Source organism: Paenibacillus sp. 37, from assembly GCF_008386395.1.
In the GTDB taxonomy this organism is placed as follows: Bacteria; Bacillota; Bacilli; order Paenibacillales; family Paenibacillaceae; genus Paenibacillus; species Paenibacillus amylolyticus_B.
In genome coordinates this window covers 5,101,445-5,116,658 of record NZ_CP043761.1, presented here as the reverse complement: position 1 = coordinate 5,116,658, position 15,214 = coordinate 5,101,445, and the positions used below count along the sequence as shown (strand labels likewise).

12 protein-coding genes are annotated in these 15,214 nt (G+C 45.3%); 9 read left to right on the top strand and 3 right to left on the bottom strand.

Annotation, left to right across the window (positions count from 1 at the left end; genetic code table 11):
- Positions 1-194: 194 nt before the first annotated feature.
- From F0220_RS21970 to F0220_RS21960, 3 genes are all read left to right on the top strand, one after another.
- Entirely contained in the window at positions 195-1,103 is a 909-nt protein-coding gene (locus F0220_RS21970) for a polysaccharide deacetylase family protein (RefSeq protein WP_223199746.1), read from the top strand.
- 37 nt (positions 1,104-1,140) lie between these two features.
- Positions 1,141-1,794, top strand: a complete 654-nt coding sequence (locus tag F0220_RS21965; protein WP_181155483.1) for a YkyA family protein — start codon at positions 1,141-1,143, stop codon at positions 1,792-1,794.
- 142 nt (positions 1,795-1,936) lie between these two features.
- The gene (locus F0220_RS21960) at positions 1,937-2,827 is read left to right on the top strand and encodes a DUF8580 domain-containing lipoprotein (protein WP_105599815.1); all 891 of its coding nucleotides are present in this window, start codon (positions 1,937-1,939) and stop codon (positions 2,825-2,827) included.
- A 255-nt stretch (positions 2,828-3,082) separates the two neighbouring features.
- Here the strand turns inward: F0220_RS21960 and F0220_RS21955 are convergent, their stop codons facing one another.
- A complete protein-coding gene (locus F0220_RS21955; RefSeq protein ID WP_105599814.1) occupies positions 3,083-4,255 on the bottom strand; it encodes a mannitol-1-phosphate 5-dehydrogenase in 1,173 nt (390 codons plus the stop codon).
- A gap of 45 nt (positions 4,256-4,300) precedes the next feature.
- The gene (locus F0220_RS21950) at positions 4,301-4,969 is read right to left on the bottom strand and encodes an HAD family hydrolase (protein ID WP_091013734.1); all 669 of its coding nucleotides are present in this window, start codon (positions 4,967-4,969) and stop codon (positions 4,301-4,303) included.
- Between the two features lie 501 nt (positions 4,970-5,470).
- On the opposite strand from F0220_RS21950, the gene F0220_RS21945 reads away from it, so the two are divergent.
- Both F0220_RS21945 and F0220_RS21940 read left to right on the top strand, forming a co-directional pair.
- Positions 5,471-6,397 (top strand): ADP-ribosylglycohydrolase family protein, encoded by a 927-nt coding sequence (locus F0220_RS21945; protein ID WP_105599812.1) that lies wholly within the window; start codon positions 5,471-5,473, stop codon positions 6,395-6,397.
- Positions 6,398-6,423: 26 nt separating this feature from the next.
- Positions 6,424-7,683 carry an MFS transporter gene (locus F0220_RS21940; protein ID WP_223200006.1) on the top strand — a complete coding sequence of 420 codons (1,260 nt, stop codon included), beginning with the start codon at positions 6,424-6,426 and terminating at the stop codon, positions 7,681-7,683.
- Positions 7,684-7,749: 66 nt separating this feature from the next.
- Here the strand turns inward: F0220_RS21940 and F0220_RS21935 are convergent, their stop codons facing one another.
- Positions 7,750-10,092 (bottom strand): galactose-binding domain-containing protein, encoded by a 2,343-nt coding sequence (locus tag F0220_RS21935; RefSeq protein ID WP_223199745.1) that lies wholly within the window; start codon positions 10,090-10,092, stop codon positions 7,750-7,752.
- Between the two features lie 549 nt (positions 10,093-10,641).
- On the opposite strand from F0220_RS21935, the gene F0220_RS21930 reads away from it, so the two are divergent.
- From F0220_RS21930 to F0220_RS21915, 4 genes are all read left to right on the top strand, one after another.
- Positions 10,642-11,574, top strand: a complete 933-nt coding sequence (locus tag F0220_RS21930; RefSeq protein ID WP_105599809.1) for an alpha/beta hydrolase — start codon at positions 10,642-10,644, stop codon at positions 11,572-11,574.
- A 201-nt stretch (positions 11,575-11,775) separates the two neighbouring features.
- On the top strand, positions 11,776-11,973 hold the full coding sequence (locus F0220_RS21925) for a hypothetical protein (RefSeq protein WP_223199744.1): 198 nt from the start codon (positions 11,776-11,778) through the stop codon (positions 11,971-11,973).
- Positions 11,974-12,103: 130 nt separating this feature from the next.
- The gene (gene sigK, locus F0220_RS21920) at positions 12,104-12,802 is read left to right on the top strand and encodes an RNA polymerase sporulation sigma factor SigK (protein WP_017687130.1); all 699 of its coding nucleotides are present in this window, start codon (positions 12,104-12,106) and stop codon (positions 12,800-12,802) included.
- 1,028 nt (positions 12,803-13,830) lie between these two features.
- Positions 13,831-15,192, top strand: a complete 1,362-nt coding sequence (locus tag F0220_RS21915; RefSeq protein WP_105599804.1) for an amino acid permease — start codon at positions 13,831-13,833, stop codon at positions 15,190-15,192.
- The last annotated feature ends 22 nt before the right edge of the window (positions 15,193-15,214 follow it).

Genomic DNA, 15,214 nt, shown 5'->3' with positions numbered 1-15,214 from the left:
GCGTAAATCACTTCATTATACAGGAGAAGGTAACCGCAGGAAAGATATATAGAGCGAAGAGATAAGTAGATTGTAACCGGGCTTGTAACTATTCTGTCATTCTCCCGATCCATTTTTCTATTAATCTTCTATATAGAGACATGAAACGAGATAATATACCAATAATCGGGAATAAATGAAAGTAAGGAAGTGGCATGACAGTGAGAGTCCAACAAGAGAGAGCGGGAGATCGTGGAAGTATTCCGCCTAGCACAAGTCGCAAGAAAACACATAAACGAAGAAAAATCCGGTATGGAAGGATTAGCATAGCTCTAATGCTTCTGGTATTGTTCGTTACCGGTGTAACCTATATATTCCTTGGCATGACGCATTGGATCAAAAGCGTTGTGGCGCCGCCTCCGATGACTGTAATCGAACAGCCGGCCAAGCTCGGCATGATACAAGTTACTCCGGATGCGAAGGAGGAGCCGGTACGGTTCCAGGGCCAGGTTCGCAAATTGGCATACATAACGTTTGATGATGGGCCAACTGAATATACAGAACAACTGCTGGATATATTGAAGCAACATGAGGCGAAAGCTACCTTTTTTATGATCGGACGTCAGTTGAATCAGCATCCAGAAGCAGTGAAACGGCTGTTGAAGGAAGGCAGTTATCCTGGACTTCACAGCATGACGCATAACTATAAAAAGCTGTATAAGAGCGGCAACTCGGCAAACTTTGTGAAAGAATTCAAGAAAGAGCAGAAGATGGTGCAGGACCTGATTGGTTTTACGCCTCATCTGATTCGTGCACCTTATGGCAGCAGTCCACAGATCGGTGAAAAGTTCAGAGGTGACATTGCTGCGGCCGGGTTCAAAATGTGGGACTGGACGACAGATTCACTCGATTGGAATCTTCCCGGTCAGCCAGACAAGATTGTGGCCCGGGTGAGCAAAAGTGTACATCGGGATAAGGAAGTGATTCTGATGCATGAGCGCGAGCAGACGGTTCAGGCTTTACCACGTATTCTGAAGTTACTCGAAGATCGGGGTTACGAGTTCGAAGTATACGATCCGGATGCACACTGGGTAGCCAATTTTAGCGGAGATACACGCTTGTAGTATAACAACAAGATGATGCAAGAGAGGAAGGACTTTGGTGCTAACGAGTAAAAAAGTGGCGCTTGCAGCAGTTAGTGTATTGCTAGTTTTGCTGGCGAGTGGTTGTGGAGATCCGCAGGAGCCTGCGGCAAATCAGGTAAACCAATTGGTGCTCAGTGGTCAGAAGATTGATCAGAGTTTGAACAATCTGACCAGTCATGAGCAGGAAGATATGAAGTTATACAAGTCCATTTTAGACAAAGGCAAGAACAAAAACAGTGATCTCGAAGCACTGCTGGATCAGGCGGCAGATCATATTGATGAACGAAGAACGTTGTTGAAACAGGCAGAAGAGGCCATGAAACAGACCAACGAGAAGACGGTAGACCTGCGCAGTTCATTGAAAGAACTATCATTTGAAAACAAAGAAACGTTGGCACAGGCTGAGAAGGTGCTGGATCAATATGAAGCAAGAGCGCGTGCATTGGAAAATTTTATTGCCTCGTATCAGCTGAGTCTGAGTGCCGATGAGCAGTTGTATGATCTGATGAGAGAAAGTGCAGAACCTAATCTGGTTAAGATCAAGCGAGCCATTCGGTTACGAAATAGCGAATATGCGAAGCTTGCTGAATTCCGCAAGCAATTTAACCTCCAGACCAAAGCATTTAACGTAGCCAATGCCAAACTGGTACAGATGGATCAGGCCAGTTAGGTAGAGGACTACAAAAATCGTTCAGACATTTTGCATGATTGAGCTGCCTTTCTCCCGTGTAAGTACTAGTATACAGCCAAGCCAATGGATGAGAAGCAACATGGACAAGCATCATTGCGTATAAGCTAACGGAGGTGTTCATATGCGAAAAGGAAATACAATGAAAGTCAGTGCATCACTCCTGGTTTTACTTATGGGATTCTCGCTTGTGGCCTGTGGGAACAGTAATCCTGCTGCACAGCCGCCAGTGAATAATACGGAAGAACAGTCACCAGCACCGGAGCAACAACCGAATGAAAGTGCTGCAATAGAAGCAGAAGGTATTCTGACTGGGTGGGCTGATCCACATACCGTTGAGATTCGAGTGAATGAGAAGCCGATGTCATTCCAGGTGAGCGAAGATCTGCAGAAGTCTCTGGATGATATCGATGACGAAGATTCCGTTCGTTTCAAATATGTAGAGAAAACGATTGATGCAACAACAAAACAGTTGGTACTTACAGAGATTGCAAAGATTGAATCGAGTGATGACAATAACGGTTCCAATACAGGCGGTACAGTAACTTCCGATCGTCCGAAGACATCAGAGTTGGAAGTGGCGGTAGAAGGAATGACCGAGAAACGTCCAGTCACACTGGCACAAGCGAAAGGTTATTCACTTTATGTGTTTGAACCGATGGCTTTTGACGCCGAAGACCATGAATTAACAATGAAGATTGATCCCGATTATGAGGTAGAGATTGAGAAGTTGCCGGTGAATTACAATCTGGATGCGCTGAAGATGGATGCCAAGGAAGAGTTGTCCGAGACCGGAGAAGTGAAGCAGTTAACGGCTGAACAACTCAGCAACGGCCCGATGAAGGATGCGAAATTGTACATGATGTCCCAGAATGATAAGAAAACAGAGTACTTTATTGTCAAAGAACTGGACGGGAATGGTTACATTTTCCACATCCAAGCACCTATTGGTGAACCTTCGGAAGGTTTCCTGCCCATGGCATATGCATCCCTTAATTCCATCATGAATGAGTAGAAAAGGGATGAGGCCCAAGGCTGAGCCAAACGATGTAGTAAATTTAAAAAAAGATTCCCTAAACAGCGTATTTCCTTGAGAGAGGAGGTGCGCTGTTTTATTAACGTTACTACAATGTAGATAGAATGTACCGTGCCATGCCACGCCGTGCATAGACAAAGAGCCGGAAGGAGCGATGCTGCAAAGGTTCCTCCCGGCTTCTTGGCTGTGTTTCTATTCAGTTTGCAGGATCGAACCCATGCCCTGATCCGTTACTCAGGTTAGTATAGTCGATTCCTTGCGCCCTCTAAGTTCTTGATAACGGGCGATTACATTCTGATGAACGGGATGTTCGTCGGGAATTCCCATGCGTTCACGGATGAAGGCGGAGACGCCATCTTCGCGAATCATGTGTTGTAGCTTCATGGCTTCCTCGTCGCGCTTGTCATTAAACAACATTGCGGCCGCCATAGCAGAAGTTAAATGAGGAATGTCAATTCCGAATTCAATGGCCTGCAGCGCTGGGCGAACAAGCCGATCATGAGGCGAAAGCTTGCGAAGGGGGGAACGTCCGACCCGGGTGACCTGATCCGTCAGGTTGGGATTGGCGAAGCGTTCCAGTATGGTGTCGATATATTTGTTATGCTTCTGTGCGTTGAATCCATGCTTCTGGATAAGCATCTGACCCGTCTCTTCCATAACATGGCGTACCTTGGCCCGAAGGGTGGAGTTACTCATCACCTGGCGGATCGTCTTGAATCCTTCGAGATAGCCGAAGTATGCAGCGACACAGTGGCCTGTATTGACCGTAAACATTTTACGCTCGATATAAGGTTCAAGCGAATCCACATAGTGGACGCCGTCTATTTTCTTGAATCCATCCAGAAGTGCTGGACGATGAACGACCCATTCGTAAAAAGGTTCAACAGTGACCTGCAGCGGGTCTTTGTGGTTTTGAGCCGGAACAATCCGGTCCACAGCTGCATTGGGGAAAGAAACATAACGTTCGGCTTTTTTGCGAGTTTGTTCATCCAGATATGGATAGATGCGTTTCTTCAGCCTGGTGCTACCACCGATGGCATTCTCGCAAGCGATAATATGCAGTGGAGCCTGATTATTGTTTTTCATGCGAAGTTGAATGCCTTTGGCGATCGGCTCGGCGATATCTCCGAGTGCAGATACCCCCACCGCGGTTGTGATCAGATCGGCTGAAGCGATCTCTTCCGCAACCAGATTCTGCTCACTCACATTGATCGCCGTCACGTTGTTGACAATCGTAGTGTCCTGATCAGTATTGGCAAGTGTAATCGGGTATTCTTGTCTCTCTTGAAGCATGGAGATTTTCTTCGGGTTACGTGCGACAAAGCAGACTTCGTAGTCGGAAGCGGACAACATATGACCGATAAAACCGCGGCCTATATTGCCCGCACCAAAATGTACAGCTTTCATGTGAACTCCCCCTTTAAGGATTAAATCGCGAAATTCGTGCAAACCTTAGACGGTAGTGACGAGTGGCTTCGAAATCAAATCGTTAAATGCAAGGTCAGTCAAGCAAGACAGCCGTTGGTGAGGCATATCGAATTCCAGTGTTCCTGTGATGGTATTCGAGATGACTACGCAGTGCATACCAGCCGCAGCAGCTGCACGCGCGCCGTTAGGTGAATCCTCAATCGCTACGGCTTCGTCTGCAGTTACTCCAAGGGCTTCAAGTGCTTGAGTGTAGAGTTCCGGGTCAGGCTTTACATTCGCTACATCATCTGCCGTACGAATGACTTCAAAATAATCTTTCAGTTTCAGTTGTTCCAGATGCTGTTCAACCCACTCCCGTTTGGAGCTGGAGGCTACAGCGAGTTTCAATCCGGCTTCACGTGCTTGTTCGAGATATTCCTGAATACCAGGACGCACCTTCTCTTTGTTCATCAATGCAGCGTGCTGCAACTGAACGGACTCCCTGAACGCTTCCCGATCGATCGGAAGATTCAAATCTGTGATGAGGTACTCATACGGATTAAATGTTTTTAGACTGGTCCCGATGCATTGTGAGTACATCTCCAGGGTTAGATCTACGCCATGTTCCTTGTAAGCATCACGAAAAGCAATATACCATGCTGTCTCTGTATCAATAATCGTTCCGTCGAAATCAAATACCAGTGCCTTAATCATAAATTTGTTCCTCCTGTTTCAGAATTAGTTTGGGATAAAATAAAATGAAAATTTTCCGCAAATTCATTTCCGTATATTCATTAACACGCGGAATGTTATCTGACGCAGTTTATCGTTAATGAATATTAATTTGGGAAAAAATATGCGTTAAAAGCTAATAAAACCGTAACATAGGACAAACTTGAGGGTCAAGTGTGTTATGAATGTTTACATTGAAAGTTTTCATATGTATGACGTGTTTTCAGAAAGTAATGAACCTTGCAAATCGTTAAGCCCTTTACATGTAAGCGGTGTACTGAATAAACTGTTTTTTCAGCATAATAAAATAAAAGAATTTTTATGAAAATTGGTTTTTCTGATCGTTCAACAGCTTTCGACACTTTTATAATAGAAGAAATCGTGTTCCTGTTATCAGGAAGATTAGCTTTACGCCAGATTAAACACTGTGGGAAAATAGAAGAAAGATTCTGAAAGTATATGGAGTAAGGGAGGAAGACAAGCATGCTGCTAAGAGACCGTTTCAATGGCTGCTTCATTGGACTTGCAGTGGGTGATGCGCTCGGAACTACCGTGGAATTCAGCAGTCCGGGTACGTTTGAACCTGTGACGGATATCGTGGGAGGCGGCGTATTCGGGTTGGAACCTGGACAGTGGACAGATGATACATCCATGGCTCTATGTTTGGCAGAAAGTCTGGTACGCAAGGCAAACTTCGATCCTGCGGATCAGATGCGCAGATACACCAATTGGTACAAGGTCGGGTATATGAGCAGCACAGGCGATTGCTTTGATATCGGCGGGGCAACGCGAAGTGCCTTGCAGAGATTTGAGATAACCGGGGAAGCTTACAGCGGATCAACTGACCCGATGACGGCAGGCAATGGCTCTATCATGAGGCTTGCTCCTGTCGCGATGGCTTATGCCAATCAACCAAACGAAATGGTCCGCTATGCCGGGTTGAGTTCTCGTACAACACATGCCGCAGCGGAAAGCGTAGAGGCATGTGAGGTATTGGCTGCCATACTTGTTGCTGGTCTGCGCGGAGCGGACAAAAACGTTATGCTGATGCCGGAGACATGCAGACAGTGGAGGGAAGAACCTGCCTTTTCGCCCGCTATTGAAGAGGTTGTTAGGGGTTCCTATCAGAGCAAAGAACCGCCAGAAATCAAGGGCAGTGGCTACGTGGTTCGTTCACTTGAAGCAGCATTATGGGCGTTCCATAAATCGGCGAACTTTGAAGAAGGTGCGTTGCTAGCTGTTAATCTGGGTGATGATGCGGATACCACGGGTGCGGTGTATGGGCAGATTGCAGGTGCTTATTATGGACTGAGTGGTATTCCGGCACACTGGCGGGACAAGCTGGCTATGCGTGAAACGTTCGAACAACTAACAGAAGCCTTGTGGTTGAAGGCGACAGAAAATCGTTGATTAAGAGACTGGAGAAGAGAACATCTATGAGCACGACTGGACACAATACAGGATACAAAACAGAACTAGAGGCTTCGCAGCCGGGTAAACGTGGGGCGTTTCCATTGTCCCTGTTATGCCTGACGATTGGCGCTTTTGCGATTGGTATGACTGAATTTATCATTATGGGCCTGCTGCCCAATGTGGCAACAGACTTGAATGTAAGCATTCCGCAGGCAGGACAACTCATTACGGGATATGCGCTTGGTGTAGCGGTAGGTGCGCCGATTTTAACCGTGTTTACGCACAAGATTCCACAGAAAAAACTGCTGGTGCTGCTCATGTGCATTTTCATTATCGGGAACGCATTGTCTGTCATTGCTCCCACATACGGGTTGTTAATTTCAGCACGGATCTTAACGGCATTTGCTCATGGTACGTTCCTCGGTGTAGGTTCAATCATGGCAACACGGCTCGTTGCACCCGAGAGAAGGGCAGGAGCGGTATCGGTTGTTCTCGCTGGGCTAACGATTGCCAACATCATTGGCGTTCCGTTTGGTACGTTTATCGGGCAACAGCTTGGGTGGAGATCATCCTTCGGAGCCATTACAATTCTTGGCATTATCTCATTAATGGGAATTATTCGTTTTATTCCGGTTATTGCACAAGGACCGCCTGCAAACCTCGGTCAGCAATTCCGAAATCTGGTACGTCCACAAGTGTTGCTGATTCTGCTTATTGGGGCGTTGGGGTGCGGAAGTTTGTTTACAGTCTTCACCTATATTACGCCGATGCTTGTGGATATTAGTGGCTTTGCGGAGCAAAGTGTGACTTGGATTCTGGTGTTGTTTGGCTTCGGTGTAACCTTGGGCAATTTGGTTGGCGGCCGTCTGGCAGACTGGAAGCTGATGCCTTCGTTGATCGTCAACTTTGGGATACTGGCGGTTCTTTTGGCTGCACTTACGATTACACTAGAGAATCCTTATCTCGCGGTAATCACCATATTCTTCTGGGGTGTAGCTGCTTTTGGTATTATGCCGGGACTTCAGATTCGGATTATGAATATGACTCGTGAAGCACCGCTGCTTGCGACAACCTCAAGTCATTCGGCATTTAACCTGGGAAATGCCGCTGGTGCCTATATGGGTGGGTATGCAATTACGCATACGGGACTTATCTCAGTGCCTTTGTGTGCCGCAGTAATTGCTGCACTGGGTTTGCTGGGCTTGTTCATCAGTCTGTTGATGAAAGACAGACTGGCTTCACCCGAGGGTGCAGAGGCAGTTAATCCAGTATCCGTACACTAAACAGATGTCAAGAAAGCCTCAGCCATCCTGTGTAACCAGGAGCTGAGGCTTTTTGGGTATGTTGTTTTAATAGATTTCAAGCTCATTGATTCGCACATAGGTTGACTGATGGGAAGGACCTTTACTCGCTACGACACGGATCTTGGAGGTACTGACTGCTGAAAATGTGTGTGAACGCATTAACTCTTGATTGCCTGTAATCTGTACAAGATTTACCCAATTTGAGCCATTCCAGTATTGCAGATCATAATTGGCAAGCGGGTATCCCTGGGTGGTATACAGATCAATTCGTTGGATTGAACTCGATGCCGGCAAATCAATGACGACATATTGGGGAAGTGAGGAATTACGGTTATTGGCCCAGCTATAATTTTCCCCCAAGGCCGTGTTACGATCCCCGTCATTAATTCTGGCTGCTGAATACCCGGGATAGGTGGAAGTTACCGTTATGGCAGCATTTCGTGCCAGGTTCTGTCCGGTTCCCGGATTGGTAGGGGTTTTCACCAGATTCACCAAATTCCAGCGCAGCTCGAAGAGTTTGAAGGACTTATTAAATACAGCTCCTTCTCCTTTGACGAGAGCATCAATCTTTAGAGACATGGTACTGGGCACATTATTGCTGCTTGTCCATTTCCCTGTGCCTTCAATGCCGGCAAAAACACTTACCTCAAGTATTTTTTTGCCGGCAATTTTCAGACCGACTTCCGCTTTGGCTCCTGCCCAAGCAGTGATCTGTCCTTCAATTTTATGGGTTACCGTAAGATATCTGTTCACACTGCTGTAAGGCTGGATCTTCACGGGAATAAAGACACGTGTTTTCCCTTTGACTCCCGCGGTAACCGTGTATCCTTGATCGACCTGAAATTCAAAGGTGACGTTGCCGTCAATACCAATGACCAGAAAAACGCCGACAGATACGGCTCCGAGGTTGCCAGCACCAATGTTGAAGCCCATGATTGGAACTTTAACTTCTTTTTTGAACTTGGCATCACCTTTGATATAGATGTTGGCTTTCTCACCAGCAGTAAATTTCAGATCATATTTCCCCCAAAATCCGTATTTCCCCGTAACTTTGGGTGCAATCAAGGTGAGCTTGCCACCTGCTTCAACGAACACTTTGTTACCGTTTGCATTTTGTTGATTTACAAGTACCTTCTTGAAATCACAGACAAACTCATTGCCGGATTTTTTGCAATTGGCAAAATCACCTGCTCCAGCAGCACGAATCACATCATTCAGATCCATATCGTTTGTATCATTCATGTCCATGGAATTCACATCATTCAGATCCATGGGTGCGATATCCGTGGAAGCGATATCCATTGTTTCTGCATCCGCAAGCATGTCCATATTTGCATCTAAATCATTTTGAATCGTGTTGTCGATGTTGAACTGTCGCATTTCAGCATCGTCAGTTATATCGGTCTCTAACAAGGAGGGGGTTTCCTGAACAAGCCATTCCTTGCTATCCAATACCATCTCAGGATCAGGCATGACGATGTTACGCTCTTCGAACGAGACCTCCTGCTCGGGAATATCATAGTAATCGAACAATTCCTCCACACCCGGAGTGGTGTAATCTACCCGCATACCACCAGAGCTTCTATTGACGCTTGTAACTTTGATAGCCCGGGCAGAAGACTGATCGAGAAAGATCTGACCAGGAGCTAGGTTATTACCGATTTGGGCAGCTTCTTGGGTGCTAAGTTCTATAGAACCGTTCTCTTCCACCGTTTCAAAGACGGCATTTACCACGGGAAGTCTCTTCACCATGGAAGCAGGCATGGGTTGGGTCGGTTTTAACTGATAATCGACTTGCTCGAATTGACCGGAAGAAGAAATGGGACTGCTAATAGCCAGTCCATCTTCGGATACGTTAAACGAGATTCGAAAATATGCTTCTGAAACTGGAGCATCCACATTGGTCTTGCCTGCCCAGATCCAGCGTGCACTGGTCTCCTCAGGCATGCCGCTAATCTGTTTCCAAGGATCACTGCCATACCGTCCGAAGTCAGTAGCACGTGACCATGACGAATCATCGAATTTGGGTTGCTCCCAACCTTCGACATATCGTTCAGATACTTTCCAGTTGAAATCCGTAACCAGATTCTCATCTCCGTAGCTAAGGTCTGCCAGCAGTCCCGCATAGAGGCCTATATCCTTCGCTTGAACCGCAATCACATTGATGCCAGATTGAATCGGCACAGGGAATGTATAGGCTTTGGCCCAGTCGGTGCCTTTTCCCGTCTGTCTGCCGTTTATAAAAAGTGTGAACTCATCATCTGCGGTTATGGATATTTTTCCTTCATTGTTAGATGCAGCATAGACATTAGATGGCCATAACCCCACAAGTAAAGGCAGCAATAATGTAATCACCAGGAATGAAGCCCACGCTTTTTTGATCGACAAGCGTACATTGAACATCATCATTTTCCTCCCAGAATATAAAGTAGTTGCAAGAGATATAGGCGGCCGAAACGTTGAGAAACTTTTGCGTAAGCATATCTCTCAGAAGAAAAATATTATGAATCTATTGAAATTGTTCATAGACACCCCCCTATGGAAGCTATAATAAGGTAAAATATTCAATTTAACAACAGTATTTTACATTTTTAATTATGATTCGAGGATAAAGAAGAAAAACTCTGATGCTCTAAGATTCATTGAATTGAATCGATAGAAATGAAAATATTGTTGCAAAAAATGGATAAATAAGTTTAAATATACTATATAAGTAATTCTATGTCGGGAAAACAGAGTGAAATCTACATGTTTTAGTGTTTTTCTGAAGGGAAGGGAGGTGATCTAACCTGTTTATTGTAAGGGCTTTCAATTTTGGGTTGAGAGGAAGCTTGCTTCACCGCTTTATAAAAAGTTGAACTTCAGCATCAAGCGTACTCCAGTGAAACTTCGAGAAACGCATACTTAAGTTTGACAAAATTGAGAGGAGAAATTGAGATGAAAAAACGTATTTCAATCCTTTTAAGTCTTTCGATAGTCGTTGCCATGATTGCCCCAACAATGGCTTTTGCTACGGATTCCAGCGAGGTTGGTGCTCAGAACACAGCGTATGAATCTATGAATGTATCCAGCAATGACGCAAACAATGCTCTGGCTAACACTCCGGTGGTGCCGGCACCATCGGGTTTTGATGGCTATCGAAACAATATTCCGCATGGAAATACCAATCTGATATCCTATTACTCCACAACGGTGGGCAATACACGCAAAGCGACCGTGTATACACCGCCAGGATATTCTCCGAATAAAAAGTATAACGTCCTGTATCTCCTGCATGGCATCGGCGGAGATGAGTATGAGTGGGTTAACGCAATGAAACCCAAGAACATTCTGGACAACCTGTATTCGGAAGGTAAGTTGTCTCAGATGATCGTTGTCATGCCGAATGGCCGTGCCATGAAGGACGACCGTCCAGTCGGTGACATTTTTGCTCCGGACAAAGTGGCTGCGTTTGAACGGTTTGAGCAAGATCTGCTCAAGGATCTGATTCCTCATATCGAAGCCAATTATCCGGTGTACAAGGACCGCAATAGTCGTGCGTTGGCCGGTCTGTCCATGGGTGGTGGGCAGTCGCTTAACTTCGGGTTGAAAAATCTGAATACCTTCGCTTGGGTAGGAGCCTTCTCGGCTGCACCGAATACGCAATCTGTATCACAGCTGGTTTCCAACCCGGGACAAGTCGCTAGCCAACTCAAATTGTTGTGGATCTCCTGCGGATCAAGTGATGGTCTGTTATGGGTCAGCCAGAACTTCAAAAACGGCTTGAGTAGCATGAATATTCCGCATACGTTTTATCTGGATGTAGGTGGACACGAACCATCTGTCTGGAACAGTGGACTGTATCAGTTCTCTCAACGAATCTTCAAATGATTTAATTTGAATTAGCTTCTTGAAGCAATTGACAGGAGAAACAGGAATTCATATCGATATGCAGCCTCAGTTCTGTTCTGCACAGGACTGGGGCTTTATGTTGGTTAGTGTGCGAATATGACATGATGAATGAGAGAGAATATGTTAGCATGAAGGAAGCAGATCCACATGGAGCGGGTAGTTAATTACATAGGTAGATACATGAAGGAGAGAAATAGGATGTTCTATTACAAAGGTGCATTCCGTGAGACGGACAATGTGATCTATTTTAAAAGCGATGTTTCATTAGCCCAGAATGATGTTGTCCTATTTGGTGAAAAGAAGTATTTTATCGAAAGTGTGGAAAAAGAATTTCTCCTGCTTCAGCGGGTGGGCTCCATTGTCTCTGTGAGCCTGTGAAATAACTACAGAAGCTTCACCTTTTTCAAGTGTACGTGCACTTCTGGGCCTCTGCCTACATACAATAGATCGACCCTGTTCCCACATGTGCTCAGGCCAGATCGTTGTAAAACTGCAGGAGGTGTCATCTGTGCCCGGATTGTTTACCGCAATTGCTCTATTCATTAAAGAGTTAACGTTACTCGTCTCGTATGTCAAAAATAATGCGTTCCCCCAGCCACTGGCTGAGGGTGATGAAGCCAAACATTTACGCCTTATGGCTGAAGGCAATGCCCACTCTCGCAATCTGCTCATTGAACACAATCTGCGCCTCGTCGCGCATATCGTCAAGAAGTTCGACAATACGGGTGAAGATCAGGAAGACCTGATTTCCATCGGAACCATTGGTTTGATCAAAGCCATCGAAAGTTTTCAACAAGGCAAAGGCACGAAGCTGGCCACATTTGCGGCGAGATGTATTGAAAACGAAATTTTGATGCATCTCCGTTCCCTGAAGAAAACACGCAAAGATGTATCCCTGCACGACCCTATCGGTACGGACAAAGAAGGCAATGAAATTACATTAATCGATATCCTTGGCACAGAAGCTGATGATGTTGTAGATCGGGTACAGCTCAAGATTGAAAAAAGCAAAATTTATCGCAATCTCGACATCCTGGATGATCGGGAGAAGGAAGTTGTAATCGGTCGATTTGGCCTGGAAGCGGGCGGGGAAGAACGAACTCAACGCGAAATTGCGAAGGAACTGGGCATCTCACGCTCTTATGTATCACGGATTGAGAAGCGGGCGTTAATGAAGCTGTATCATGAGTTTTATAAGCAAAAATAGTTGCTGGTTAGATAGCGCTGTTCGTTAAAACGATGGTGCTTTCCGAACCCATTAATTGTAGCTGGATGCATGAAGATCGAAAATTTGATACACTGCGCTCTCTGAAATTGGTACGGACAAAGAGGGCAATGAAATTACACTGATCGATATCCTCGGAACAGATTGGATAAGCAAAGAAATTACTAAACAGACCAGAGGGCGCCTTTATCGGGGCCCTTTTAACTGTGAGGATGCTTGAAATTGGGTCTAAATCGTATTTATTATTTGGGATTATAACCTAAATAAAGGAATTTATATCTACTTCGAAGAATATCTTGTACATAGACCAATTTAATATATGAGGAGTACATCTTAATGAAGCAGCTTTTTCTGAAAATTCCACTTTGGTTTTGGTTCATCTGGATCATAGGATTTATGATGATCGTGTTCAACTCGTTTCAATGGTATTCCAGTGTTATCAACTTTATTGCGTTAATCATGATTAATGTTGCTAATGCGATTCGAATTTGGAAAAACGATCGACCATTAGCGATTGCCTTTTTATTCGTTTCCGTTCTATGCTTGGTTTATATTTTAATATATTTCCTTAGGTATGTATGGTAAACATGTACATAATCAGGAACTGTCTCAAAAGGGAATCCGCCTCGCACAATTGCTAACGAACCTACCGCACCTTAAATGGTAGATCATTAACGGTTGCAAGATTTAACGAACCTCAGTAACGCTATTTCGTCATAAGAGGGGTTCCGAACCTAAAAATTCCAGTAAATCGACGAATTAGCGTCTCTGTGATTCGTTAGATCTCAGATCTAGGCAAATGGAAGCGAATAGCGTGTGTCAGGTTGATTAAAGCAAAATAACACAGCAAAGAGGATGTCACCCGTCATATCCATGACTTATGGGACATCCTTTTTGCTGTGCAAAAAAATATATAAAGAGGGATATGTATTCTGGGCAGATTATTATATGATGATTAATATTATTTTTCATCGTAGAGAGCATGTGCAGAAAGAGAGTGGTGGTTGATCATGCAGCAAGAAACGTTAACAAGGGGATTAAAGAACAGGCACGTGCAGTTGATGGCGATCGGAGGTGCGATCGGTACAGGTCTGTTTCTCGGAGCAGGCAAAACGATCCAGCTAACAGGGCCATCCATCTTGCTGGCCTACATTATTACGGGTGTTGTGTTGTTCCTGATCATGCGTGCATTGGGGGAGCTGCTGTTAAGCAACTTGCAGTATCATTCCTTTGTCGATTTTGTGCGTGATTACCTGGGAAATATGGCGGCATTTATTACAGGCTGGACCTACTGGTTCTGCTGGATCTCCATTGCCATGGCTGATATTACGGCAGTTGGATTGTATACGCAGTTCTGGTTTCCGAATGTACCTCAGTGGGTGCCGGGATTAATTGCGTTAGTCATTTTGCTAATCATGAACTTGGCAACGGTCAAGTTGTTTGGGGAGATGGAATTCTGGTTTGCCCTGATTAAAGTCGTGGCTATTCTTGCACTCATTGTTGTTGGTTTATATATGATATTCAAAGGTTTTACAACGGATCAGGGTCCAGCGAGCTTCACCAATCTGTGGAGTCATGGGGGATGGTTCCCGAATGGACTGCATGGGTTCATCATATCGTTCCAGATGGTAGTGTTCGCCTTTGTAGGCATGGAACTGGTGGGACTCACAGCAGGGGAAACGGAGAACCCGGAGAAGGTTATTCCGAGAGCAATTAACCAGATCCCGATCCGGGTACTGCTCTTCTATGTTGGCGCACTGCTGATTATTATGAGTATCTACCCGTGGAACGCCATTGTGCCGACTGAAAGTCCGTTTGTACAAGTGTTTGCCGCTGTGGGTATTGCGGCTGCTGCAGGCATTGTGAACTTCGTGGTACTGACTTCCGCAGCGTCAGCGTGTAATAGTGCCATTTTCAGTACAAGCCGTATGGTGTTCTCCATGGCAAAGGATCACAACGCACCTGAATCATTTGCAAGACTGAACAAGAGGAAAGTCCCTTCCAATGCGCTGTTTTTCTCCACGATTGTTATTCTGATCGCGATTGTGCTGAACTATATCATGCCAGAGGGCGTGTTTACGCTGATCACGAGCGTGTCAACCGTGTGTTTTATCTTTGTCTGGGGCATCATGGTGATCTGTCATCTCCGATATCGTCGTACTCAGCCGGAACTGGCGAGTCGCAGCCGCTTCAAACTGCCACTTTATCCGTTCTCTAACTACTTGATCCTAGCGTTTTTGGCATTTGTACTGGTGGTACTGGCATTGGCCGAGGATACGCGTGTGGCACTGTTTGTCACGCCGGTGTGGTTTATTCTTGTTGCGGGGATTTACCTTTTTAAAAAGAAAAATTTGAGTAGTAACAGACAGTAGGTGTTACCATTGTCGCCAAATA

Bases quoted from the DNA above. Each gene is read 5' to 3' on its own strand.
- F0220_RS21970 (WP_223199746.1), top strand. From the start codon at position 195: ATGACAGTGAGAGTCCAACAAGAGAGAGCGGGAGATCGTGGAAGTATT.
- F0220_RS21960 (WP_105599815.1), top strand. From the start codon at position 1,937: ATGCGAAAAGGAAATACAATGAAAGTCAGTGCATCACTCCTGGTTTTA.
- F0220_RS21955 (WP_105599814.1), bottom strand. From the start codon at position 4,255: ATGAAAGCTGTACATTTTGGTGCGGGCAATATAGGCCGCGGTTTTATC.
- F0220_RS21950 (WP_091013734.1), bottom strand. From the start codon at position 4,969: ATGATTAAGGCACTGGTATTTGATTTCGACGGAACGATTATTGATACA.
- F0220_RS21945 (WP_105599812.1), top strand. From the start codon at position 5,471: ATGCTGCTAAGAGACCGTTTCAATGGCTGCTTCATTGGACTTGCAGTG.
- F0220_RS21940 (WP_223200006.1), top strand. From the start codon at position 6,424: ATGAGCACGACTGGACACAATACAGGATACAAAACAGAACTAGAGGCT.
- F0220_RS21930 (WP_105599809.1), top strand. From the start codon at position 10,642: ATGAAAAAACGTATTTCAATCCTTTTAAGTCTTTCGATAGTCGTTGCC.
- F0220_RS21925 (WP_223199744.1), top strand. From the start codon at position 11,776: ATGAAGGAGAGAAATAGGATGTTCTATTACAAAGGTGCATTCCGTGAG.
- F0220_RS21915 (WP_105599804.1), top strand. From the start codon at position 13,831: ATGCAGCAAGAAACGTTAACAAGGGGATTAAAGAACAGGCACGTGCAG.